We start from the raw sequence: 25,177 nt of genomic DNA, 5'->3' as shown, positions 1-25,177 counted from the left end.
GCCGCGATCGGCATCCCGCTGGGCGCCGCGGCCGGTCTGATCGGTGTCGGCGGGCCCGCCGCCATCGCGGTCGGCATCGGCCTGTTCAACCGCCTGAACGCACCGGACTCCACCCCGGCCAGCTAGCCGCTGAACGACTGCCGGACCGGGACCACCACGGTCCGGCCGGGCCGCGGCGGGCGGCGCGCCCGCCGCGGCGAGCAGCAGTGCCGGTGCAGGAGGCATTGCGTGACAACAGAATTCGGGCCGGATCGCTTGGGGGCGATCCGGCCCGAATTCGTTGGCGGTGCTGCCGGAAGGGTCCGGCAAAACCCGAATGCCCCACGGACATGTCCGTGGGGCAAGGGATTTCGTATCGAACTAGCGCGGGCGGCGCGACACGATGGAGTCGCGGATCAGCACGAAGGCGAGACCGGCTGCGAACAGCACCAGGAAGATGTAACCGACATTGCCGGTGCCCGAGGAGCTGCCCTGCTGGTTCTCGAACAGCATGGCCAGCAGGATCACGACGACGACCCAGCCGGCGGCGCGAGCGGTACGGCGCGACTCGCCGCTCCAGCCCCACGCGGCGGACGGAACCTCGGCGGTGTCGACCTTGGTGACAACCTCAGAGGGGTGCGCGGGTTCCAGTTCCGTGGCGGCCACTGTGGCTCCTTTACGGCTCGAATCGATTGCTGGCCAATATCGTGACATACGACCCAGCGTCGTAGCGAGCAGGGGGCAGGGGACAATGGATCCGTGTCCGACGTTGTGAGAGTTCTGCTGCTGGGCAGCACCGGTTCGATTGGTACGCAGGCACTGGAGGTGATCGCGGCCAACCCCGACCGCTTCGAAGTGGTGGGTCTCGCGGCGCGCGGGGGCAATGCGGACCTGCTGGCCCAGCAGATCGCGGCCACCGGGACCGGCAACGTGGCGGTGGCCGATCAGGCGGCGGCCGCGAAACTCGGTGTCGCGCTGTCGGGTCCGGACGCCGTGACCGAGCTGGTCCGGCGCACCGACGCGGACGTGGTGCTCAACGCGCTGGTCGGCTCGCTCGGCCTGGAGCCCACCCTCGCCACGCTGGAATCGGGGCGGCGACTCGCCCTGGCCAACAAGGAGTCTCTGGTGGCGGGCGGCTCGCTGGTGACCCGGGCGGCCAAGCCGGGACAGATCGTGCCCGTGGACTCCGAACATTCGGCGCTGGCCCAGTGCCTGCGCGGCGGCACCGCGGGCGAGGTCGCCAAACTGGTGCTCACCGCCTCCGGTGGACCCTTCCGCGGCTGGACCACCGAGATGCTGGAATCGGTGAATCCGGCCGAGGCCAAGACCCATCCGACCTGGTCCATGGGGCCGATGAACACGCTGAACTCGGCGTCGCTGGTGAACAAGGGCCTCGAGCTGATCGAGACGCACCTGCTGTTCGGCATCGACTACGACCGCATCGACGTCACCGTGCACCCGCAGTCCATCGTGCACTCCATGGTCACCTTCACCGACGGCTCGACCCTGGCCCAGGCCAGCCCGCCCGATATGAAGCTGCCCATCGCGCTCGCCCTGGGCTGGCCGGACCGCGTTCCCGGCGCGGCCGCCGCGTGCGACTTCTCCACCGCCTCCACCTGGACTTTCGAGCCGGTCGACAACACGGTCTTCCCGGCCGTCGAGCTGGCCCGCCAGGCCGGTAAGGCCGGCGGCTGCGTGACCGCGGTCTACAACGCCGCCAACGAGATCGCCGTGCAGGCCTTCCTCGACGGACTCATCCGATTCCCCGACATCGTGCGCACCGTCGCGCGCGTCGTCGAGTCCGCCGACCGCTGGAGCGCCGAACCCGGTAGCTTGGACGAGGTGCTCGCGGCCGATACGTGGGCGCGCGACACCGCACGCACGATCGTGCGCGGCTGACAGCAGGAGGGCTCGGAACCGGATGGTCTACGCGATCGGCTTCGTACTGTTCGCCCTCGGGATCACGGCCTCGGTCGCCCTGCACGAATGCGGCCACATGTGGACCGCGCAGGCCACGGGCATGAAGGTGCGGCGCTACTTCATCGGTTTCGGGCCCAAGGTCTTCTCCTGGCGGCGCGGCGAGACCGAGTACGGTCTCAAGGCGCTGCCGCTGGGCGGGTTCTGCGATATCGCGGGCATGACCGCCCTCGACGAGCTCGAACCCGAGGAGCTCGACCGGGCCATGTACCGGCAGGCCACCTGGAAGCGGCTGCTGGTGATGTCCGGCGGCATCCTGATGAACTTCCTCATCGGCTACCTGCTCATCGTGCTGCTCGCGGTGGGGTGGGGGCTGCCGCGTTTCGATCAGCCGCCGGCCACCCAGCTCGGGGCGATGAGCTGCGTGGCCAACATGGCTCCCGACCAGTCGCTGCTGCCCTGCACCGGGCAGGGCCCGGCCCAGCTCGCGGGTCTGCAGCGCGGCGACCGGGTGACCGCGGTCGCCGGCGTCCCGATCAAGACCTGGAACGACTTCCGCACCCAGACCGAGAAGCAGACCGGCACCTTCGAATACACCGTCGAGCGCGACGGCAAGACGCTGCCGATCCAGGTCACCCCGCAGATGGCAACGGTCTACACCGACAAGAACGGCACCCCGAAGACCGTCGCCAAGGTCGGCGTCGGCCAGGACTACTACGCGCCGGTCCAGCACAACATCCTCAGCGCGATTCCCGCATCGGGCGCGTTCACCGGCCAGATCGCGGTGCGCACCGTCGAATCCCTGGCCCAGATGCCCTCCAAGGTCGTCGACCTGTGGCACGCCGTCACCGGCGGCACCCGCGACCCCGAGACCCCCGTCAGCGTCTACGGCGCCTCCAAGATCGGCGGCGAGACCGCCGAACACGGCCTCTGGTCGATGTTCGTCCTGACCCTGGCCAGCCTGAACTTCTTCCTCGGCGCCTTCAACCTGCTCCCGCTGCTCCCCCTCGACGGCGGCCACATGGCCGTCGTCATCTACGAAAAGCTCCGCAACCTCTTCCGTAACCGCAAGGGCCTCCCCGACGGCGCCCCGGTCGACTACCTGAAGCTGCTCCCCGCAACCTACGTCGTAGTCGTCATGGGCGGCGCCTACATGATCCTCACCCTGGTCGCCGACATCGTCAATCCGGTGAAACTGTTCCCATAGCCGTTGGCGCGCTTGCGGATTCTATGGCGATCTCGCGCAGCAGGGTGCGGCAGAGCCGATCCGCCCGGCGGGTGGTTTCGGGCTGACGGTACTCCGGGGTCAGGGCCAGGACCTGTGCGCAGGCCGTATCCAGGTCGATCAGGTGGCCGACCGAGACGTAGACCGGTTTGACGTTGGTGCGGGTGCGAAGGGCGCGGCCGACCGGGTCGCCGTCGATGGTGATGACGGTGGAGGCGCCGCGCTCGGGAGCGGGCTCCTCGAAGTCGCCCCAGGCGTTCTTGGCGACTCCGATGGTCGGCACGCCGGTCAGGAGGCCGAGGTGGCAGGCGAAGCCGAAGCGTCGCGGGTGGGCCAGGCCCTGGGAATCGCAGACGAGCAGATCCGGTGTGACGGTGAGGTTTTCGAGTGCCGCCAGGGTGGTGGGGAGCTCCCGGAAGGCGAGCAGGCCCGGCACGTACGGGAAATCGGTGGTGCCGCGCGCGGTGGCGGTCTCGACGGTCTCGAGCGTGGTGGCGTCCAGCACCACAATGGCGGCCGCCACATTGCCGTCGTCGTCATAGGCCGAGTCAAGCCCCGCGATCGTCCGGAATTCCGGGGGCCGGGGGTTGGCGGCGATCACCCGGGCGCGCAGCCGATCTTGCAGTGCCACTGCCTCTTCCGGTGTCGCCGGCCACGGATCTGGATTCGCTACCTTCACTTTTCGGAGCGTAAACCTTCGCGTCGATTGCAACGAATATGAACCGTAGGCCCCGGGCCGATTCCGAGTCCTGTAGCCGGCGCGGGTACCCTTGTCGCCGCCGTCACAGGGCGACCGGTATTCGAGTCTCGGTAAGCTCGGAGCCGGTAAGGGTGAGGACTTAGTCGAAAGTAGGCAGCCGATCGTGAGCAGTGCCATCGCTTTGGGGATGCCGGCCGCACCGGCGGCCGTCCTCGCACCACGGCGCAAGACGCGCCAGCTGATGGTGGGCAATGTCGGAGTGGGGAGTGAGTTCCCCGTCTCGGTCCAGTCGATGACCACCACCAAGACCCATGACGTCAACGCCACCCTGCAGCAGATCGCGGAGCTGACCGCGTCGGGCTGCGACATCGTGCGTGTGGCCTGCCCGCGTCAGGAGGACGCGGACGCGCTGGCGACCATCGCCCGCAAGTCGCAGATCCCGGTGATCGCCGACATCCACTTCCAGCCGCGCTACATCTTTGCCGCCATCGACGCGGGCTGTGCCGCGGTGCGCGTCAACCCGGGCAACATCAAGGAGTTCGACGGCCGCGTCAAGGAGGTCGCCAAGGCGGCCGGTGACGCGGGCATTCCGATCCGGATCGGCGTCAACGCCGGCTCCCTGGACAAGCGGATGCTGGAGAAGTACGGCAAGGCCACCCCCGAGGCGCTGGTCGAGTCCGCGCTGTGGGAGGCGGGCCTGTTCGAGGAGCACGGCTTCGGCAATATCAAGATCTCGGTCAAGCACAACGACCCGGTGATCATGGTCGAGGCCTACCGCCAGCTCGCCGCGCAGTGCGACTACCCGCTGCACCTGGGTGTGACCGAGGCCGGCCCGGCTTTCCAGGGCACCATCAAGTCGGCCGTCGCGTTCGGCTCCCTGCTGAGCGAGGGCATCGGCGACACCATCCGCGTCTCCCTCTCTGCCCCGCCCGCCGAGGAGATCAAGGTCGGCACCCAGATCCTCCAGTCCCTCAACCTGCGCCCCCGCAAGCTGGAGATCGTCTCCTGCCCGTCGTGCGGCCGCGCCCAGGTCGACGTCTACACCCTCGCCGACCAGGTCACCGCGGGTCTCGAAGGCATGGAGGTCCCCCTCCGCGTGGCCGTCATGGGCTGCGTCGTGAACGGCCCCGGTGAGGCCCGCGAGGCCGACCTCGGCGTTGCCTCCGGCAACGGCAAGGGCCAGATCTTCGTCAAGGGCGAGGTCATCAAGACCGTCCCCGAGCACCTCATCGTCGAGACCCTCATCGAGGAGGCCATGCGCCTCGCCGAGGAAATGGGCGACACCACCGAATCCGGCGCTCCGGTCGTCACCGCCGGCTAGCCACACCTCAACCCGGCCCGGTCCGCATCGGCATCACCGCCGCTGCCGCCCGGGCCGTTCGTCGTTCGCGCCTCGGCCCGGGACCCGTACCGGCCGCCGCGTTCCGGAGTGATGTGGGGCGGATGTCGTACCGAGGGGTTGGATTGGGTTGGGGGTTGGGGCTTTTGCCTGATGGGTGGGCGGTTGGGGACAATCGTGCGGCGCGGGGCGGGAAGTTCTGGCAGGCTGTGAGCGTGCGGAGTGTGCTGGAGCCGACTCGCAGGGGCCGGACGTCCGGGACCCGTCAGCTCGCGAACCGCGATCTGACGCAGGTCTTGCGTGTGCTCGACACCGATCCGGTGGCGACCTGTATGGTCGCCGCGCGCCTGCAGGAGTACGGGCTGGACCCGCGCGGGGTGTACGGCGAACTGTGGACCCGGGGTGGGCCGGCGGAGTCGCTGTGTTTCTCGGGCGCGAATCTGGTTCCGCTGCGCGGTGGTCGCGACGATATGAAGGCCTTCGCGGAGCGTGCGATCAAGGGCCCGCGCCTGTGCTCGTCGGTGGTGGGGCGGCGTGAGCTGGCTCTGCCGCTGTGGGAGTTGCTGGCCGAGCACTGGGGGACGCCGCGGGAGGTGCGCGAGGATCAGCCGCTGCTCGCGCTGGAACGGCCCGCGAATATTGCGCCGGATTTGCGGGTGCGCCGGGTGCGGCCCGAGGAGATCGACCGGTATCTGGTCGCGGCGGTCGCCATGTTCACCGAGGAGATCGGGATCGATCCGCGCACGGGCGACGGCGGGCGCAGTTATCGCCGCCGGGTGTCGGGGCTCATCGAATCCGGCCGGGCCTGGGCACGATTCGAGGACGGTGAGGTCGTCTTCAAGGCGGAAGTCGGCGCGTTGTCGCGACGCACCGGACAAATTCAGGGCGTATGGGTCCATCCGGACAAGCGCGGCCAGGGTTACGGCACGGCGGGGACCGCGGCCGTGGCCAATGTGGTGGTCTCCTCCGGGCGCACGGCCAGCCTATATGTCAACTGCTACAACAAAATTGCGCGCCGTGCGTACAGCAAGGTGGGGTTCCGTCAGGTCGCCACCTTTGCGACCGTGCTGCTGGATTGAGCCACACTCTGTGATGTGAGCATGAAATCCGTTCCGGTGCAGTGTGTCGCGCCGGTTTGCCAGTAGTTGGCTCTAGCATCTGACTCGATGTCAACACGGGTCTTCATCACGCTGATCGCCGCCGCGGTCGCCCTCCCGGTCACCGTCGCCGCGGCCGGTTGCTCGTCGGGTCCGCAGGGCCCCGCGCAGGCGGCCGAGGCCTTCGTCTCCGCCTTCGCCGACCACGAGGTGCAGGCGGCGGCCGACCGCACCAGCCAGCCCGAAAAGGCCGGTGCCGCACTGGCTTCGGCGTGGGACCAGCTGCAGGCGGAGAAGCTGGTGGCCACCACCGGCGCCGCCCGCGTCACCGGTGACACCGCCATCGTCGACTACACCTACGAATGGCATCTGCCCAAGGACCGCGTCTGGACATACCAGGGCCAGCTGCAGATGGGCCGCGCCAACGGGCAGTGGCAGGTGCGCTGGTCCTCCGCCGACATCCACCCGCAGCTGGGCAATACCCAGACGCTGCAACTGCGTTCGAATCCCGCGCCCCGGGCGCGGGTGAACGAACGCTCGGGCAGTGACGTGATGGTGCCGGGCACGCTGTACCGGGTGCTGTTCAAACCGTCGGCATCGTCCGATCCGACCAGGGTCTCCGCGGCGCTGGCGAACGCCCTGCATCGCTTCGACGCGCATCTCACCCCGGACTCGCTGTTGCGCGCGGCCGGCAAGGCCGACGGCGCCTACACCGCGGCGCTGCTCTCGGAATGGGAGTTCGGCGAGGTGAATTCGCAGCTGCTGGGGCTGTCCGGGGTCACCTTCAGCAAGGAATTCGATCTGGTCCCCACCGACCGCCACTTCGCCCCCGACCTGATGACCCAGGTCCGCACGACCGTCATCGACGAGGTGGACGGCAAGGCGGGCTGGAGCGTGGTGACCGTGAATGCCAATGGCGTCGACACCGATGTGCTGCAGGAGGTCGATCCCCAGACCTCCCCGTCGTTCTCGCTCAGCGTCGACCGCTACATCCAGAACGCCGCCCAGAGCGCGGTGGATGCCCGCACCGAGCAGACCATGATGGTGGTGCTGCAACCGTCCACCGGCGCGGTGCTGGCCATCGCCCAGAACGAGGCGGCCGATGCCGACGGCCCGGTGGCGGCGATCGGCCTCTATCCGCCGGGCTCGACCTTCAAGACGGTGACCGCCGCCGCGACCATGACCGCCGGCCACGCCACCCCGGACACCGTGGTGCCGTGCCCGAGTCGAATCGTGGTGGGGGAGCGCACGATTCCCAACTACGACCTGTTCAGCGTCGGCAACGTGGCCATGGCGACCGCCTATGAGCGTTCCTGCAACACGTCGTTCGCCAAGCTCGCCTCGGAGCTGGGTGGCCAGGATCTGCGCACGGCCGCGGCCGCGCTGGGGCTGGGTCCGGACTACACGATGGCGGGCCTGCCGACGGTGTCGGGTTCGGTGCCGGCCGACGATGATCCGGTGCAGCGCGCCGAGGACGGCATCGGTCAGGGCAAGGTGCTGGCCAGCCCGTTCGGCATGGCGATGGTGGCGGCGACGGTGGCGCACGGTTCGACGCCTGTGCCGTATCTGATCGCGGGCCATCCGACCCAGGTGTCGGGTGATCGGCCGAAGTTGAAGCCGGAGATCATCGACGGGTTGCGGTTGATGATGCGCAAGGTGGTGCTCGGCGGTACGGCCGAGCGCATCGTGGATCAGGGTGAGGTCTACGGGAAGACCGGTGAGGCCGAGGTGGACGGCGGTTCGCACTCGTGGTTCATCGGCTACCGCGGTGATCTGGCCTGGGCGACCCTGCTGGTGCGCGGTGGCAGTTCGGACAATGCGGTGGTGGTGACGCGGGACATGCTCGCGGCGCTGCCTCCGGGCTACTGAGGACGACCGCCCGGCGGGGTCAGCGCTCGCTGTAGGTGTCGAGTCGCGAGCAGGCGACGGGATGGATCGCGCCGAAGTTGTCGGTCACGAAGCGTTGGTCGGCAAGGGCTTGGACGGGTGGTCCGTCACTGGACGCGTCGCCGAGGATCTCGGTGACGCCCGCACCGGCGAGGATCATGCCTGCGGTGGTGATCAGCAGAAGGGCCGAGCGCTTCATGTCCCTCTCCCTTGTTTGGGGATGAGTTGGGAGACCCGAACGTTCGCCGCTATCGGCGAACACGGTGGTGATCCGATGCTCATTAAGGGTTGGCTGACTGTTTGCCAATGGAAGAAACGGTAATCGGTCACTTATGCCGAGGCAACCCGCAAGTGTGCTGCCGCATTCCGGTTGGACGGAGATGCGGCAGGTTACGGGCCGGGTTGGAGTCCGAAGTTCCCTGTCAGTTTTGCCGCTGCATGGTTGCCGCGAGGTGATGGGTCAGCGGTTGCTCGACTGCGGCCATGCGCAGCGAGTACTCGAGGGTGTCGCCCGTGACGGTGATGGTGCGGCCCAGCGCGGTCACCGATTTCGCGGTGCTGCTGAGGCCGATCGAGGTGGAGTCGAGTTCCAGGCGCAGCTCGCCGTCCTCGGTCACCAGGCTGCCCTCGCAGATCTCGGTGATACCGGTGGGATGGGCCAGGATGAGCTCGATGCGGCCGGGGCTGATCGCCCGCAGGTATCCGGCCTCGCTGTGCATGGCCCGGCTGCCGTCGGCGGCGCGGGTGCGCTGCCGGTAGGTGAGGAAGGGGCGGCCGACGTGGCCGAAGTGCACTTCCTCGAGGTACTCGAACGGTTCGATGGTCGGGTATTCGCCGCGGCCGCGGCCGCGCCAGCTGCCCAGCAGCGGGGCCAGGTGGGCGATATCGGGGTGCGGCGCGACGGTGGTTTCGGGTTCGAGCACGGCGGACAGCTTAATCGGCCGACCCGTAGCTGCGGGAGGTAGCCGCGCCTGGGCGCCGACATTCCCGGATAGGGGTATTGATCTCAGCGGCGGCTGGCCCGGCGGTAGCCGTAGGCGGAGGGGATGGCGAACACGATGATCAGGCCGGCGGTCCAGGCGAGGGTCCGCGTCAGCGGGCCCGCCACCGGTCCGCCCTCGGCCAGCGCACGCATGGTGTCGACGGCGACCGACATGGGCTGATCGCGGACCACGGGCTGAATCCACTGGGGGTAGGCCGGGAGCGGCACGAATCCGGTGCTGAAGAACATGAGCAGTGACGACAGCAGTGCGACGGCCTCGACCAGGGTGGACTTGGCGGTGAACACGGCGATGGCGGTGACCATGGTGGCGAAGGCCAGCCCGAACAGCACCGGAATCCACAGGAAGGCGAAGGCCTGCAACGGTCCCTGCCGGAAGCGGAAGCCGAGCGCGGTGCCGAAGCAGATGATCACGACGGTTCCGGCGAAGATGCGGCAGCCCTCGGCGATGATGCGCGCGGCGAGCCCGGATGCGCGGTGCACCGGCAGCACCCAGAAGCGGGACAGGATGCCCGCCTCCCGTTCCCGGCCGAGCATGACGCCGCTGGCCACGGTTCCGGAGAGCGCGCCGACCAGGGTCACCATGGGGGTGGATCCGTAGAGGGCGCTGTGGCCGGAGAACTTCTGGATCTGTGAGCCCACCACGATGTCGAGCATGAGCAGCAGCAGGCACGGCACGATGAGGGTTTCGAGCAGCGTGATGGGGTCGCGGACCCAGCGCAGCAGCAAGCGCTGGGTCTGAATCCAGGTGTGCCGCAGCAGAGCTGGGGCCGAGCCTTCGCCGAAGACGATGGTGTCGGCGAGTTCGGGGTGGTCGAGGGTGGCCATATCAGGACCTCTTCAGGTTCTGCCGGGCGATGAAGTAGCAGGCCAGCGCGGTGCTGCCCACGAGCCACAGCAGCGGCGGCATCATGAGGGACCAGGTCACCGGGTGGGCCTTGCCGAGGGTGTCGCCGCCGAACGCGCGCAGTCCCTCGGCGAATTGGGAGACCGGCTGGTTGCGGACGAAGAACTGGACCCAGTGCGGGAATTGGTGGGCGGGGGCGAGACCGGTGGAGAGCATGCCGAGGATGAGCGGCGGCAGTACCAGCACCTGGGTGGTGGCCTCGGGGCTGTGGGTGGCGGTGCCGATGGCGTCCGCGCCGAGACAGAACGCGATGCCGATGGCCAGTCCGAGAGCCAGGAAGCCCAGGGTGTGCACCGTGCCGCCGACGAAGCGGAACCCGATCACGTGGGTGCTGACCACGGCCGAGGCGAGCCCGATGAGCAGCCGGAACACATTGGAGGACATGCGCGCCGCGGCGGGGACGAGCGGGTGCATGGGCATGGCGTCGAAGCGCCGGTCGAGGCCGGAGACCGCGTCGGTGGCGGCGCGGAAGGCGGCGGAGACCGCGGTGAAGGCACACGCCTGCAGGATGACGATCGGCGCCATGAACTGCGCGTAGCTGCTGAATCCCAGTCCGGCGAAGGACATCACGCGGTTGAGCGGGATGTAGAAGCTGGCGGTGAAGGTGATGGGTGCCAGGATGGCGGTGATGATTTCGCCGGTTTTGACCGAGGGCACGATGAGCCGCACCGTGAGCACCCACCACTGGGCGAGGGTGGCGGGGGTGGCGCGGACGTTGGTGAGCCACCCGGCGGGTGCGGCCTCGACGGCGGTCATGCCCGGGTCCGATCCTCGGCGCTGAAGCCCCCGTCCGTCGTCCGGAACCGGACCGACGGCGAATCATCTTCGGCCTCTTCGGATTTGGCGATGTGCCCGGTGAGCTCGAGGAAGACGTCGTCGAGGGAGGGGCGCCGCAGCGCGATGTCGACGAGTTCCATTCCGGCCGTGTCGAGCCGGCGCAGCGCCTCGGCGAGGGTCTTGGCGCCCTCCGGCGCGGGGATGGCGATCCGGTCCGAATCCCCGGTCAGCGCTTCGCGATTGGCGGCGGGCAGCAGGTCGCCGAGGGCGCGGGCGATGGCGGGCAGGTCCTCGATGCGCAGCGGCACGATCTCGCAGTAGCTGCCGCCGGTGCGGGCCTTGAGTTCGTCGGCGGTGCCGTCGGCGATGACCAGGCCGTGGTCGATGACGATGATGCGGTCGCAGAGCGCGTCGGCCTCTTCGAGGTACTGCGTGGTGAGCAGGGTGGTGATGCCGTGTTTGCGGAAGCCGCCGACCAGGTCCCAGACGCCCTGCCGGCTGCGCGGATCCAGGCCGGTGGTGGGTTCGTCGAGGAAGACCACCTCGGGCCGCACCACGAGTCCGCAGGCGATGTCGATGCGCCGTCGCATGCCGCCGGAGTAGGTGCCGACGCGGCGTCCGGCGGCCTGCACCAGGTCGAATTCCTCGACGAGTTCGTCGGCGCGGGCGCGGGCGGCGCGTTTGCGCAGGCCCATGAGGCGGCCGAACATGACGAGGTTCTCGTACCCGGACAGGGCGTCGTCGAGGGCGGCGAACTGCCCGGTCAGCATGATGGATCGGCGGACCGCGGCGGCGTCGGTGACGACGTCGTGCCCGGCGACCAGGGCGCGCCCGCTGTCGGGCGCGATGAGGGTGGACAGGATATTGACCGTGGTGGTCTTGCCCGCGCCATTGGGTCCGAGGATGCCGAGTACCTCGCCGGGCGCGGCCTTGAAGGTGATGCCGCGCAGCGCCCGGACCGCGCCGAAGGATTTCTCGACGTCTTCGACGACCACGCCGTCGACGCCGGTGTGCACGCTGCTCGGGGGTGCGACCGTCCTGGTTTCCACGTTTGTTGTATCGGGTTTGCCACTGTCGATGTTCACGGCGTCCCTCCCAGGTGTGCGTCGAGAATGCGTGCGATGGCCGCGAGCGCGTGCGGTGCGGTGAGTTCGTCGTGGCTGACGTCGATGTCGTGGTTGCTGATGGTCCCGGTGATCCAGGGTCGCCAGCCGGCGGGTCCGAAGATGTCGGAGGTGTGCACGGTGGCGCTGAAATACAGTGCGTCGCCATGGAATACGGGCCGCTGGTAGCCGGTGCGGGTGGCGGCGGAGGCGTTGTAGGAGGCGGCCATGCGTTCCAGGGTCTGCGCGTCGACCAGGCTGACGCCGCTCATGCGGTCGCGGATCATGGCCGCTGCCTGTCCGGCGCTGGTGTCGGCGGGGATGTCGGTGATCCCGAAGACCGAGCCGAAAGCCGCGACGAAGGAGCCGGCGGTGAGCTTGTCGATGCTGTCACCGTCGATATCGGTGCTGTCCGCGTCGAGCAGGGCCAGGGTGCCGACCTCGTCTCCGGTTGCCGCTAGCTGGGCGGCCATTGCGTGGGCGATCAGGCCGCCGAAGGACCATCCGAGCAGATGATAGGGGCCGCGCGGTTGCAGTCGGCGAATTTCGGCCACGTAGCGCGCGGCGAATTCGGCGATGCTGCGGGCGTGCGGTTCGCCGGACAGGTCCGGGGCCTGCAGGCCGTAGATGGGACGACCGGGGTTCAACACGTCGGCCAGGCCGAGGTAGGTCCAGGCGATGCCGGAGGACGGATGGATGCAGAACAGGGCGGGCTCGTCGCCGCCGGGCCGGATCGGCAGCACCACGTCCAGGCCGAGTCCCGGCGTCGAATCCGCCCGGATGGCAGCGAGTTCGGCCGCGGCCTGCTGGTCGCGCAGATACTGGCGCTCGGCCTCGGCGGCGAGCTCGGCGGCCGGTGAGGTGGCGAAATAGGCTGCGGCGGCGAGCGCGTCGGTCCACAGGTGGGCCAGCATGGTGATCTCGTGGCGGGGCAGCAGGGTTTCGGGGAAGGTGAAGGCGGCCTGTAGACGGTCCCCGGCCACGACGGCATTGATCTCGATCTCGGCGGTGACGGGCACGTCGGCGTGCTCGGTGGCGTGCAGGTCGCCGAACTCGTCGGTGGGCAGCCAGCCGAGATCTTCGAGCCCGGCCGGAATGTCGGCGGTGGCGTAGCGGCCGAGGTAGTTGAACCCGATGCGGCCGGGCACCCGGTCGGGCAGTTCGGCGGCGGTCTCGGGGTTGAGGTAGCGCAGCATGCCGTAGCCGATGCCCTTGTCCGGCACGGACATCAGCTGGTGTTTGACCGCCCGGATGGCCGTGCCCATGGCCGGTCCGCCGGCGAAGGCGTCGCGAATCGGGATGTCGGACAGGGCGAGTCGCACCGGGTACACGGTGGTGAACCAGCCGATGGTGCGCGACAGATCGGCTCCCGGAACGATTTCCTGCTGTCGCCCGTGCCCTTCGAGCCGGATCAGCACCGCCGCGCCGGGTTCCATGCGCCAGCGCATGACGGCCAGCGTGAGCGCGGCCAGCAGGGTGTCCTCGACGGTGCCGTCGAACAGTGCGGGCAGGGTGGTGAGCAGGGCGGTGGTGACGTCGGCGTCGAGTTCGATCTCGACGGTGCGGACGGCCGGCACCCGGTCGACGGCGGGATCGAGCGCGCGCGGCCCGATCGGCGGGTCGGGGGTGGCGGCCACCTCGCGCCAGTAATCCAGTTCGGCCGTGCGGGTTTCGCATTGCGCGGCCTCCTCGAGCGCGTGCGCCCAGCGGCGCAGGGAGGTGCCGGTCGCCGGCAGGATCGGTGGCGTGTCCCCGCTGATCTGCGCCCAGGCGGCGATCAGGTCCGGAATGAGGATGCGCCAGGACACGCCGTCGATGACCAGGTGGTGGGCGACCAGGATGAGGCGGCCGCGGCGGTCGGCGGGGCTGCCCGGGGCCGGGTCCAGCCACACCAGCTGCAGGACGGTCCCGGTGGCCGGGTCGAGGCGGCCGAGCGCGGAATCCAGTTCGGTGACGGCGTATTCGCGCAGGTCTACCGCATCGGCGGTGTCGAATTCGATGCGATGCAGGAGCGTGTCGACATCGACTGCGCCGGGTTCGCGGATGCTCATCCGCCAGTCGCCGTCCGCGTAGGCGAGCTGGGCGCGCAGGGCGTCGTGGTGGTCCACGACGGCGGTGACGGTGGCGACGAGCTGCTCGCGCCCGATGCCCTGCGGCAGTTCCAGCACCGCGGTCTGCGCGAATCTGCGGTGGTCGCCGCCGCGTTCGAGCATCCAGCGCACGATGGGGGTGAGCGGCAGCTCGCCGACTCCGCCGCCGGGCAGCTCCGCGAGGACGACGGTCTCGCCCGCGGCCGCCGCGAGCGCGGCCAGCGCTGCGACGGTGCGATGCTCGAAGATCTGCAATGGCGTGAGTTCGATGCCGCGCAGCCGGGCGCGGGAGACCAGCTGGATGGCGAGAATGCTGTCGCCGCCGAGGGCGAAGAACGAGTCGTGCACGCCGACCCGGTCGCGGCCGAGCAGTTCGGCGACGAGTTCGGCGAGCACGGTTTCCAGCTCGGTGCTCGGTGCCCGGTATTCGGTCGCCGCCTCGAACACCGGCGCCGGCAGCGCCTTGCGGTCGAGCTTGCCGACGGCATTGAGCGGGATGGCGTCGAGCACCACGAACGCGGTCGGCACCATATAACCGGGCAGCCGGTCGGCGGCGTGGGCGCGCACGGCGGCCAGGTCGACCTCGCACCCCGGCTCCGGCAGCAGATACGCCGCGAGCGCGGTGGCGCCGCCGGGTCCGGGAACGCCCAGGGTGACGGCGAATTCGACGCCCTCGGCGGCGGACAGCGCGGCATCGATCTCGCCGAGTTCGATGCGCTGGCCGCGCACCTTGACCTGGAAGTCGGTGCGGCCCAGGTATTCCAGGCGCAGTTCGTCGAGGTAGCCGGTCCAGCGCACCAGATCGCCGGTGCGGTAGAGCCGTTCACCGGGCCGCCCGTACGGGTCGGCGACGAAGCGGGCCGCGGTGAGACCGGGTCGCGCGTGATAGCCGCGCGCCAGGGCCGGTCCGGCCAGGTACAGCTCCCCGGCCACACCCATCGGCACCGGGCGCAGGCGATCGTCGAGGACGAGGGTGCCCGCACCTCGGATCGGAGTGCCGATGGTGACCGGCTGCCCGGCGGTCAAGGGTTCGGAAGCCGTTGCCCAGATGGTGAATTCGGTGGGCCCGTAGAGGTTGATCAGTGTGCGCCCGCTCGACCACCGGGCCACCAGGTCCGGGCCGATGGCCTCGCCGGCCACTGCCAGCACCCGCACGCTGGACACCGCCTCCGGGTCCAGGGTCGCCAATGCCGACGGCGTGATCACCAGGTGCGTGACACCCTGCGCCGCAATGAGATCCGACAGCGCCTCGCCGCCGAACACCTCGGGCGGGGCGACCACGGCGGTGCCGCCGGACCCGAAGGCCATGAGCGCCTCGAAGGCCGAGGCGTCGAAACTCGGTGAGGCGACCTGGAGTACGCGGCAGTGCTCACCCAGGCCCAGCAGTTCCCGCTGGGCCCGCACGAGGTCGGCGATGCCTCGATGCGAGACGGAGACGCCCTTGGGTGTGCCGGTGGACCCGGAGGTGTAGATGAGCCATGCGGGCTGATCAGGGTACGTGGTCATGGCACGGATCCGGCTCTGCCCCACTGCGATCCGCACGCTGGAGGCGGCGGGATCGTCGAGTACCAGCCAGCCGACGGTGTCGGGCAGCAGCGGCCGGTGGGCGCTGGTGGTGAGCCCGAGCACCGCACGCGAGTCGGCCAGCATGTGATCGATGCGGTCCAGGGGGTGACGCGGGTCGATGGGCAGGAAGGCCGCCCCGGCCTTGGCGCAGGCCCAGATCGCGGTGATCAGTTCGACGCCGCGCGAGAGGGCCAGCGCCACAATTGTTTCCGATCCCGCTCCGGCGGCCGAGAGCTGCATGGCCAGCCGCTGGGAGGCGGTGTCCAGCTCGCGATAGGACACCGCGCGCCCGTCGGCGATGATGGCCGGGCACAGGCGGTGGGCGGTGGCGGCGGCCCGGAAAACCTGGGCGAGTGTGGTGATCCGTTGGTGGCTCGGGCCGCGCAGCGGCACCAGGGCGGTCCGTTCGGCGGCGTCGAGCAGGTCGATATCCGACAGCCGGACCCCGGGGTCGGCGGTGACGGCGGTGAGGATCCGCTGCCACCGGGTCACCAGCCGCGCGGCGGTGGCCTCGTCGAACAGGTCGGTGGCGAAGGTGAGCGTGCCGTCGAGCCCGGCGGCCTCGGTGCCGGGCAGCGGGGTGCGCAGATCGAAGGTCAGGTCGAACTGCGAGGCGTCCCGCTCGATGGGCTCGACCGTCACCCGCAGACCGGGGAATTCGACGGTCGGTGGCTGGAAGTTCTGCAGCGACAACGACACCTGGAACAGCGGATGCTGGGCTGTCGACCGCGGCGGGTCCAGAACCTGCACCAGCCGCTCGAACGGCACCTCCGCGTGCGCGAAGGCGTCCAGATCGGTGGCCCGCACCTGCGCCAGGAACTCCCGGAACCCGGTGGCGGGATCCACCGGTGTGCGCAGGGCGAGCGTATTCACGAACATGCCGACCAGGTCGTCGAGGGCCGCCTCGCCGCGCCCGGCCACGGCGGTCCCGATCAGAATGTCGGGCGTGCCGGACAGCCGCGACAGCAGCACCGCCAGCGTCGCATGCAACACCATGAACAGGCTGGTGTCGGTCGCGGCCGCCAATTCGGTGAGCGCAGCGTGCAATCCGGCGTCGAGCCGGAACTCCAGATCCATGCTCCGCAGGCTCTGCACCGCCGGTCGCGGCCGGTCGGTCGGCAGCTCCAGCACGTCGGGCGTCGCCGCCAGCCGTTCCTTCCAGTACCGAATCTGCTGTGCGGCACGCGATTCCGGATCGGCCTCGTCGCCCAGTAGTTCCCGCTGCCAGATCGAATAGTCGGCGTACTGCACCCGCAACGGCGGCCGCTCGGCTTCCGCGCCGCCACTGCGCGCGAGATACGCCGTCACCAGGTCGGTGGCCAGCGGTGCCATGGAGGCCCCGTCCGCGCTGATGTGGTGCACCACCAGCACCACCACGTGCACCTCGGCCGGGCCGGTCAGCCGGAGCACACGGACCCGCAGCGGGGCTTCGCGGGTGAGATCGAAACCCGCCCCCGTGCTTTCGGCAATGGCCGCGCGCAGGTCCGGGCCGTAGTCCGTCTCGGCGAAGCTGATCTGCGGCGCGGCCGCTTCGGCGCCGAGCACCACTTGCCGGGGGCCGTCCGCGTCGGCGGGGTAGATGGTGCGCAGCGATTCGTGCCGGGCGACCACGTCGGCGACCGCCGCGCGCAGGGCCGCAGTATCCAGCTCGCCGGTCAGGCGCAGGGCCGCGGTGATGTTGTAGGCGGCGGAGCCCGGGTCCAGGCGATTGAGGACCCACATCCGTTGTTGCGCCGGGGACAACGGGATTCGGTCCGGGCGGATGCGCGGGGCCAGTACCGGCAGCCCGGGAGTCTCGGTGCCGGGGACGATGCGGGACGACAGTTGCGCGACGGTGGGCGCGTCGAAGAGGTCGCGCAGGGCGATGGTCGCGCCGAGGGCGGCGTTCACCCGGGCCACCACGCGGGTGGCGGTGAGCGAGTTGCCGCCGAGGTCGAAGAAGGAGCGGTCGATGCTGACGCGCTCGGCGTCGAGGACGTCGGCGAAGACCTGGGCGACGGCCGTTTCGACGGCGGTGCGCGGGGCCAGGTAGCGCTGGTCGAGGGTCGCGAAATCCGGTGCGGGCAGCGCATTCCGGTCGAGCTTGCCGACCGGGGTCAGCGGCACATCGTCGAGTGCGATCAGGTAGCTCGGCACCATGTAGCCCGGCAGCGCGGCGGCGACGCGGGTGCGCAGCAGTTCGGTGTCGAGGGTGTGCCCGGCCGCGGCGACCACGTAGGAGACCAGCACCGTCTGCCCGCCCGGGCCGGGGCAGCCCAGGGTGGCGGCGTAGTCGACCTGCTCGTCGGCGGCGAGCACCGCGTCGATCTCGCCGAGTTCGATGCGCAGGCCGCGGATCTTGACCTGGAAGTCGCTGCGGCCCAGGTATTCCAGCTCCAGCTGTGCGCCGTCGGGTGTCTTGACCTCCACCCAGCGCACCATGTCGCCGGTGCGGTACATGCGCGCGCCGGGCGCGGCATACGGGTTGGCGACGAAACGGGCGGCGGTGAGCCCGAATCGGTTGAAGTAGCCGCGCGCCAGTGCGGGCCCGGCCAGATACAGCTCCCCGGTCACCCCGATGGGCACCGGCCGCAGCCAGCCGTCGAGTACCAGGGCGGCCGCGCCGCGAATGGGCGCACCGATGGTGATCGGCTCGCCCGCCAGCAGCTCACCCGGTCCGGTGGCCCACACGCTGAATTCGGTGGGGCCGTACAGGTTCACCAGGCGCCGCCCGGCGGACCAGGTGGCCACCAGTTCGGGCCCGGCCGCCTCACCGGCCACCGAGAGGCAGCCGAGTTCGTCGAGTCCCGCCGGATTCATGGTGGCCAGTACCGACGGCGTGATGACCGCGTGTGTCACCCCTTCGGTGCGCAGCAGTTCCTCGAGTGCGCTGCCGCCGTACACATCCGGCGGTGAGATGACCAGCCGCCCGCCCGCGCCGTGCGCCATGAGCAGTTCGTGCACCGAGGCGTCGAAGCTGGGGGAGGCCACCTGCAGGGTGCTGGAGGTCTCGTCCAGGTCCAGCAGACTCTGCTGCGAGGCAACGAGATTGGCGAGTCCACGATGGCTCAGCAGCACCGCCTTGGGCTTGCCGGTCGAGCCGGAGGTGTAGATGAGGTAGGCGGTCTGGGCCAGGTTTATGGGCCCGCCGCGTTCGGCGTCGGTGATGTGCGCGTCGGACACCGTCATGACCCGGCGGATGGTGTTGAGGTCGTCGAGCAGCAGCCAGTCGATACTGCCGGGCAGGGTCTCGCCGACCGCGCACACCGTCACCCCGATGGGCGCGCGGGAGTCGCTCAGGATGTGCTCGATGCGCTCGACCGGATAGCTGGGGTCCAGCGGCAGGAACGCCGCCCCGGTCTTGGCCAGCGCCCACACCGCCACCACGGATTCCACCGACCGGGTCAGGGCCAGCACCACGAAGCTCTCGCGGCCGACCCCGCGCCGCAACAGGACTCGCGCGAAGCGGTTGGACCAGGCATCGAGGTCGCGGTAGGTCATGCTGAGGGCGCCCGAGCTGAGGGCGATGCCGTCCGGATTGACACGCGCGCCCGCGGCCAGGATGTCGGGCAGGGTGCGCAGGGGGCTGGGCGTGCCGCCGCGGACGGGCAGCAGCTGGGTGCGTTCGATGGGATCGCAGTGCTGCAGTTGCGCGGTGCGGCGCTCGGGATGGTCGGCGATCTGGTCGAGCAGCAGCACGAACCGGTCGAGCAGCCGGCGCGCGGCGGCCTCGGGCAGCTCATCGGCCATGAATTTGACGGTGATGGTGAGGCTTTCGCTGCCGTCGGCGGCGCGCTGCGGGATCACCATGAGGTTCAGTGGGTAGGGGGTGGCGTCGGTGCCGGACACGTCGAGGATCCGCATGCCCGCGATATCCAGTGCGCGCGAGAGGGTTTCGCGGTCGATGGGATAGGACTCGAAGACGGTGAGGGTGTCGAACAGCTCGGGCAGCCCGACCGCCCGGTGGATGGCGGCCAGCCCGACGTGCTGGTGGTCCAGCAGCCGCGCCTGCTCGGCCTGCACCCGGGCCAGCAGATCGCCCACGCGCTCACCGGGATCCAGCCGCACCCGCACCGGCAGGGTGTTGATGAACAGCCCCACCATCTCCTCGACCCCGGCGAGCTGCGGCGGCCGCCCGGAGACGGTGCCGCCGAACACCACGTCGGTGCGGCCGGTGAGCATGGTCAGCAGCAGCGCCCACGCGGCCTGCACGGCGGTGTTCACCGTGGCCCCGGCGCTGCGCACGGTGTCGGTGAGCCGTTCCAGTCGCGCCGAGGTGAATTCGGCCGAGACCATGCCGGATTCGGTCGAGGTGATGCCCGCGAGGGTGGGCACCGCGCGGGTCGGTGCGTCGACCCCGGCCAGCGCCTCGGTCCAGGCCGCCAGGGACGCGGCGTCGTCCTGCTGATCGAGCCAGGCCAGGAATTCGCGATACGAGTGTGCCGGAGCCTGCGCGATCTCGTGCCCGGTGACCGCGGCCAGGTAGCCGGCCAGCAGCTCGCGCACCACCAGCGGCGTGGACCAGCCGTCCAGGGCCAGATGGTGATTGGTCATGAGCAGCGTGTACGCCTCGGGTTCGGTGCGTACCAGGCTGAAGCGCAGCAGCGGCGGCCGGGCGAGGTCGAAGCGGGTGCCCGCGTCCACGGCGATGAGCCGGGCCAGCTCCCGCTGCCGTTCGGCCGGTTCCTCGATGGTGGTGAGATCGATGTCCTGCCAGGGGATCTCGGCCTCCCCGAGCACCAGCTGCCGGGGGCCGTCGGCGGTCTCGACGTAGGCCACCCGGAGCACCTCGTGCCGAGCCGTCAGCGCCGCCGCGGCCGTGCGCAGCCGCCCGGCATCGACCCGGCCGGCCAGCGACAGCCGGGTCTGGACGGTGTACCCGTCGGCGGTGTCGGTGTCGTAGCGGGCGTGGAAGAGCAGGCCGTACTGCAGCGGCGACAGTGGCCAGACCTCGGTGAGGTCCGGGTATTCCCGCTCCCAGGCGTCGATCTGCGCCTGATCCACCGTGACCAGCGGGAAGTCCGAGGGCGTGTGCCCGCCGGCTCCGGTGTGCCGGGCATGGGCCACCAGCGCGGTGACCGCCCGCCCCCACAGCCGCGCGAACTCCCGCACCTGCCCGGGCGTGAGCAGCCGCGACGCGTAGGCCCAGGTCACCTCGAGGCCGGCGGCGGTGTGGAAGGCATTGATGTCGACGACCGCCGCCAGCGGTGCGCGATCGTCCTGGGTGGCGGCGAATCTGACCGGCACCCACGGGGTTTCCGCGCCGCCCGGATGTTCCACCCCCGCGCCCGTGCGGCCGAGATAGTTGAAACTGATCTGCGGCGTGGGCGAATCGTCGAGCCGGTTGGGTCCCGTGCCGAGGTAGCGCAGCATGCCGAAGCCGACGCCCTTGTCGGGAATCGCCCGCAGCTGCTCCTTCACCGCCTTCAGTGCCGCGCCCGCCGCGGGCCCGCCCCGGAAGGCGTCGTCGAGGTCGAGGTCGCCGAGGTCGAGCGCCACCGGGAACACGCTGGTGAACCAGCCGATGGTGCGTGAGATGTCCGCACCCGGCAGCACCGATTCCTCGCGTCCGTGCCCCTCCACGGTGAGCAGCGTCCGGCGGGTGCGCCGCCAGCGGCTCGCCGCCAGCGCCAGCGCGGTGAGCAGGGCGTCGTCGAGTCCGCAGTGGAAGCGCGCCGGAATGAGTTCCTGTGCGGCCGTGGCGGTATCGCTGTCGATGACGGTCCGCAGCTGGCCCATGGTGGCCACGGTGTCGAGCTCCGGATCCAGGGCCCGGGTGCCCAGCCGCGGGTCCGGTGTGGTGAGGATCCGCCGCCATTGCGGGATCTCGGCCGCGCGCGCCGGGGTCTGCTCGACCTGCCCGTGCGCCCAGCGCCGGAAAGAGGTCCCCACCGGCGCGAGCGGTCCGCCCGCCCAGGCGGTGGCCAGATCCGGCAGCAGGATGCGCCAGGACACGCCGTCGGTGACCAGGTGGTGCAGCACCGCCCACAGCAGTGGCGGGGCGTCCTCGCGGTCGATGAGCACGAAGCGGGCCACGATGCCGGCGGCGGGATCCAGCAGGTCGGCCGCGCGCTGCAGTGCATCCTCGCCGTCGGTGCCGGGTGCGGCGGTCACGGTTTCGATGAGGGCCCCGGCCTCGATCGTGCCGGGCGCGCCGACCCGCCACTCCCACGGGCCGCTGCCGTTCGCGGGCCGGTGGGTGAGGGTGCTGCGCAGCAGGTCGTGCCGGTCGAGCAGGGCCTGCACCGCGGCCGTGAGCCGGGATCGGCCGGCTTCGCCGGAGGCGAAAGTGTGTTCAGCGCCGGAGGCGAAAGTGTCTTCAGCGCCGGAGGCGGAAATGTCTTCAGCGCGGGGGAGCGGAATCAGCACGGCCTGAGCGAATCTGGGCCAGGTCTCGCCCTGCTCGAGCATGGCATGCACGATCGGGGTGAGCGGCACCGGGCCCACCGCGCCGCCGGGCAATTCCTGGACCACCGGGCCGGTCACCTCGGTGGCGACGACGGCCAGCGCCGCGACGGTCTTGTGCTCGAACACATCCCGGGCCCGCAGCCCGAGTCCGGCCGCCTTGGCGCGCGCCACCAGCTGGATGGCCACGATGCTGTCGCCGCCGAGGGCGAAGAAATTGTCGTCCGCCGCAACCGATTCCACCCCGAGCACCGCGGCGAAGACCTCCGCGAGCGCCCGTTCCCGCTCGGTGGCGGGCGCGCGACCGGCGCGGGGGCCGGATCCGAAATCGGGTCTGGGCAGCGCGCGGCGATCCACCTTGCCCGCCGGGGTGAGCGGCAGCGAGTGCAGCACCATCACGACCGATGGCACCATGTGCGCCGGAAGTGACTGGGCCACGGTGGCTTTCACCTGCTCCGGCGCGACCACCGAATCGGCCGCCAGCACATAGGACACCAGCGCGGTGGCACCGCCGGGCGTGGTCGCGCCCACCGTGACCGCCATCTCGACCCCCGGATACCGCGCCACCGCGGCGTCCACCTCGCCGAGTTCGATACGGAAGCCGCGCACCTTCACCTGGGTGTCGCCGCGGCCCAGGTACTCCAGTTCCCAGCGGCCGCCGCGCCGGCGCCACCGCACCAGGTCGCCGGTGCGGTACATGCGCGCGCCCGAGTCGAACGGGCTGGCCACGAAACGCTCGGCGCTCAGGCCGATGCGCTGGTGGTAGCCGCGGGCCAGACCCGGCCCGCACAAATACAGTTCACCCGTCACGCCCGGCGGCACCGGACGCAGCCACGGATCGAGGACGACCGCACCCATGCCCCGCGAGGGCGCGCCGATCGTAATGGGATCGCCGGGGGCGAGCGGGGCGCTCAGGGTGGCGGTGACGGTGGCCTCGGTCGGGCCGTAGCCATTGATGACACACCGCCCGGCCCAGCGGACCGGCAGCTCGGGCGGGCAGGAGTCGCCGCCCACCACCACGGTGCGCAGCCGCGGCAGCGTGTCCGGTTCCAGCGAACCCGCCACGGCCGGTGTCACATTCAGGTGGGTGACCTCCAGGTGCCGCAGCACCCGCGCCAGCTCGTCGCCCGCGTAGGCGGCCGGCGGCACCACGGCCACCGTCGCGCCGACCGCGAGGGCGACCAGCAGTTCCTCCACCGAGATGTCGAAACTCGGCGAGACCGCGTGCGCCACCACGGCATCCGGTCCGACGCCGAATGCGGCGCCCGAACCGGTGACCAGATTCGTCAGGCCGCGATGGGTGACGGCGACGCCCTTGGGCAGCCCGGTCGAGCCGGAGGTGTAGATGAGATAGGCGACCTGGTCCAGGTGCAGGGGCGCGCGCCGGTCGGCGTCGGTGATCGGACCGGAATCGCTTGCGGCGATGAGTTTCTCGGTGGCCGGGTCGTCCAGCACCAGCCACTCGACCCGATCCGGCAGGGCCGCCCGGGAACCCGCCACCGTCACGCCCGCGACCACGCCGCTGTCGGTGAGCATGTGCTCGATGCGGTCGACCGGATAGCCGGGGTCGACGGGCACGAACGCCGCGCCGGTCTGGGCGACCGCGCACATGGCCAGCACCGACTCCGCGGAACGCGGGATCGAGATCGCCACCGTGCGTTCCGGTCCGGCCCCCGCCGCGATCAGCACCCGGGCCAGCCGATCGGTGTACTCGGTGAGCTCACGGTAGGTGAACGCGGTGCCGTCCACCCGCAGGGCGATGGCCGACGGGTCCCGGCCCGCCCCCGCCGCGAGGATCTCGGGCAGCGTGCGCGGACCGGCGCCGTCGCGGCCCTGTGCGGGGGCCAGTTCGGCGCGTTCGGTTTCGGAGAGCGCGGTCACCGCCGCCAGCGGTTGTTCGGCGCCACCGGCCAGGAAGCGGTGCAGGAACTCCAGGAAGCGCGCGTGCAGCACCGCGAGTTCGGGCTCGTCGTAGCGGTTCGGATTGGCCTGGAAGTCGATGTGCGTGCGTTCCGCGCCGCCGCCCGGATAGACGTTCACGAACAGGTCGTCGATGAGGCCCGAGGTCAGCACGTGCAGCTGCCCGGTGACCCCGCCCAGGCGGATGCGGGTGTCGGCGAGCATGAGATTGACCGTCGGGCCGAAGCCCGCGACCTCGTCCATGGCCCAGCCGAGGTCGCGGATGATGTCCTCCTGCCGGTACCGCTGGCGGCGCAGCGCGGCGGTGAGCTCACCCTGGGTGGCGCGGACGAGATCGCCGACCGTGGCGGTGGGGGAGGGACGTAGCCGCAGCGGCACCACATTGGCGACCATGCCGCCGGAGCGGCGCAGGACGGCGGTGGTGCGGCCGGACACCGGCAGGCTCAGCACGATCTCGCCCGCCCCGGTCATGGCGCCGACGTAGGCGGCGAAGGCGGCCACCACGACCGGCGCCGGACTGGTGGACAGGGCGGTGGTGAGCGAATCCAGCAGGGCCGCCGTGGATTCCGGCAGTGTGCCGCTGAGCAGGCGGGGGTGGGCGTCGACCGCGCCGGTGCGCTTGCCCAGCAGCGCCGGTTCGGGCAGGCCCGCCAGATGCGCGCGCCAGTACTCCCGGTCGGCCTGGAGCTTGTCCGAATCCCGGTATGCCGCATCGGCTTCCACGATGCGCTGCAACGGCTCGGCCCGGCCGGGCGGAATCTCGTGCCCGGCGGCGGCCTCGTTGTAGATCTCGGAGGTGCGCTGCAGCATGGTGAGCGCGCCGACGCCGTCGATCAGGATGTGGTGGAACCGCGAGTACCAGTACCAGTGGTCCGGGCCCAGGCGCAGCATGGCGATCAGGCACAGCCGGTCGCGGGTCAGGTCCAGTGGCGCGGTGTATTCGGCGTGCATCCATGCCCGGGCGGCGGCCACCGGATCGGGCGCGTCGCTCAGGTCGACGGTGTCGATCGTGTCGTCGAGCGTGGTGTCCACGAGCTGCCGGGGCAGCTCGTCGATTTCTGTCAGGCGCAGGTATCCGGTGCCGAACTCGCGCCCGGCGCGGCGGATCGCGTCGGCGAGCAGTTGCACGTCGACGGGGCCGGTGAGCTCCACGTACTGGGCGATCGAGACGGGCGTGTCACCCGCCAGCTGCTGGGCGAACCAGATGCCGCGCTGGGCCGCCGAGAGAGCGAAGGCCGCGGACGAATCAGGGGTGGATGTGGACAGGGTGCTGAAAACCATTCTGA

The 25,177-nt window shown here is 70.5% G+C and carries 13 protein-coding genes; 5 read left to right on the top strand and 8 right to left on the bottom strand.

The window, feature by feature from the left end; translation table 11 throughout:
• Positions 1-360: 360 nt before the first annotated feature.
• On the bottom strand, positions 361-645 hold the full coding sequence (locus ACWEKS_RS40970; RefSeq protein WP_379386585.1) for a DUF2631 domain-containing protein: 285 nt from the start codon (positions 643-645) through the stop codon (positions 361-363).
• Between the two features lie 93 nt (positions 646-738).
• Between ACWEKS_RS40970 and dxr the strand changes: the two genes are divergently transcribed.
• Both dxr and ACWEKS_RS40960 read left to right on the top strand, forming a co-directional pair.
• Positions 739-1,878, top strand: a complete 1,140-nt coding sequence (gene dxr / locus ACWEKS_RS40965; protein ID WP_354837629.1) for a 1-deoxy-D-xylulose-5-phosphate reductoisomerase — start codon at positions 739-741, stop codon at positions 1,876-1,878.
• A gap of 22 nt (positions 1,879-1,900) precedes the next feature.
• Positions 1,901-3,103, top strand: a complete 1,203-nt coding sequence (locus ACWEKS_RS40960) for a M50 family metallopeptidase (RefSeq protein WP_452345093.1) — start codon at positions 1,901-1,903, stop codon at positions 3,101-3,103.
• Here ACWEKS_RS40960 and ACWEKS_RS40955 read toward each other — a convergent pair.
• Positions 3,078-3,752, bottom strand: coding sequence for an endonuclease V (locus ACWEKS_RS40955; protein ID WP_452345092.1), 675 nt, complete (start codon positions 3,750-3,752; stop codon positions 3,078-3,080). The two genes, ACWEKS_RS40960 and ACWEKS_RS40955, sit on opposite strands and share 26 nt — an antisense overlap.
• 256 nt (positions 3,753-4,008) lie before the next feature.
• On the opposite strand from ACWEKS_RS40955, the gene ispG reads away from it, so the two are divergent.
• The 3 genes from ispG to ACWEKS_RS40940 all read left to right on the top strand — a co-directional run bounded on the left by ispG (position 4,009) and on the right by ACWEKS_RS40940 (position 8,126).
• Complete coding sequence (gene ispG, locus ACWEKS_RS40950) at positions 4,009-5,142, top strand: flavodoxin-dependent (E)-4-hydroxy-3-methylbut-2-enyl-diphosphate synthase (RefSeq protein WP_379386894.1); 1,134 nt, start codon at positions 4,009-4,011, stop codon at positions 5,140-5,142.
• Positions 5,143-5,375: 233 nt separating this feature from the next.
• Positions 5,376-6,239 carry a GNAT family N-acetyltransferase gene (locus ACWEKS_RS40945; protein WP_452345091.1) on the top strand — a complete coding sequence of 288 codons (864 nt, stop codon included), beginning with the start codon at positions 5,376-5,378 and terminating at the stop codon, positions 6,237-6,239.
• Between the two features lie 87 nt (positions 6,240-6,326).
• Positions 6,327-8,126: a penicillin-binding transpeptidase domain-containing protein gene (locus ACWEKS_RS40940; protein ID WP_452345090.1), complete on the top strand. Its 1,800-nt coding sequence runs from the start codon at positions 6,327-6,329 to the stop codon at positions 8,124-8,126.
• A 19-nt stretch (positions 8,127-8,145) separates the two neighbouring features.
• Here ACWEKS_RS40940 and ACWEKS_RS40935 read toward each other — a convergent pair whose 3' ends face one another.
• From ACWEKS_RS40935 to ACWEKS_RS40910, 6 genes are all read right to left on the bottom strand, one after another.
• On the bottom strand, positions 8,146-8,343 hold the full coding sequence (locus ACWEKS_RS40935) for a hypothetical protein (RefSeq protein ID WP_379402444.1): 198 nt from the start codon (positions 8,341-8,343) through the stop codon (positions 8,146-8,148).
• Between the two features lie 223 nt (positions 8,344-8,566).
• On the bottom strand, positions 8,567-9,076 hold the full coding sequence (locus ACWEKS_RS40930) for a peroxynitrite isomerase (protein ID WP_452345100.1): 510 nt from the start codon (positions 9,074-9,076) through the stop codon (positions 8,567-8,569).
• A 74-nt stretch (positions 9,077-9,150) separates the two neighbouring features.
• Positions 9,151-9,972: an ABC transporter permease gene (locus ACWEKS_RS40925; protein WP_452345089.1), complete on the bottom strand. Its 822-nt coding sequence runs from the start codon at positions 9,970-9,972 to the stop codon at positions 9,151-9,153.
• Position 9,973: 1 nt separating this feature from the next.
• Positions 9,974-10,807: an antibiotic transporter gene (locus tag ACWEKS_RS40920; RefSeq protein ID WP_452345088.1), complete on the bottom strand. Its 834-nt coding sequence runs from the start codon at positions 10,805-10,807 to the stop codon at positions 9,974-9,976.
• Positions 10,804-11,844, bottom strand: a complete 1,041-nt coding sequence (locus ACWEKS_RS40915) for an ATP-binding cassette domain-containing protein (RefSeq protein WP_452345099.1) — start codon at positions 11,842-11,844, stop codon at positions 10,804-10,806. Before ACWEKS_RS40915 ends, ACWEKS_RS40920 begins: the two co-directional genes overlap by 4 nt.
• A 65-nt stretch (positions 11,845-11,909) precedes the next feature.
• Entirely contained in the window at positions 11,910-25,172 is a 13,263-nt protein-coding gene (locus ACWEKS_RS40910) for an amino acid adenylation domain-containing protein (protein WP_452345087.1), read from the bottom strand.
• Positions 25,173-25,177 lie beyond the last annotated feature (5 nt).

Source organism: Nocardia sp. NPDC004711, from assembly GCF_053601595.1.
Note: the sequence above shows the minus strand (reverse complement) of the source record. Positions and strands in the feature narration are given on the sequence as shown.

What these genes read in the sequence shown, in the direction of transcription:
- ACWEKS_RS40960 (WP_452345093.1), top strand. Translation starts at nt 1,901, where the DNA reads ATGGTCTACGCGATCGGCTTCGTACTGTTCGCCCTCGGGATCACGGCC.
- ACWEKS_RS40940 (WP_452345090.1), top strand. Translation starts at nt 6,327, where the DNA reads ATGTCAACACGGGTCTTCATCACGCTGATCGCCGCCGCGGTCGCCCTC.
- ACWEKS_RS40910 (WP_452345087.1), bottom strand. Translation starts at nt 25,172, where the DNA reads ATGGTTTTCAGCACCCTGTCCACATCCACCCCTGATTCGTCCGCGGCC.
- ispG (WP_379386894.1), top strand. Translation starts at nt 4,009, where the DNA reads ATGCCGGCCGCACCGGCGGCCGTCCTCGCACCACGGCGCAAGACGCGC.
- ACWEKS_RS40920 (WP_452345088.1), bottom strand. Translation starts at nt 10,807, where the DNA reads ATGACCGCCGTCGAGGCCGCACCCGCCGGGTGGCTCACCAACGTCCGC.
- ACWEKS_RS40925 (WP_452345089.1), bottom strand. Translation starts at nt 9,972, where the DNA reads ATGGCCACCCTCGACCACCCCGAACTCGCCGACACCATCGTCTTCGGC.
- ACWEKS_RS40935 (WP_379402444.1), bottom strand. Translation starts at nt 8,343, where the DNA reads ATGAAGCGCTCGGCCCTTCTGCTGATCACCACCGCAGGCATGATCCTC.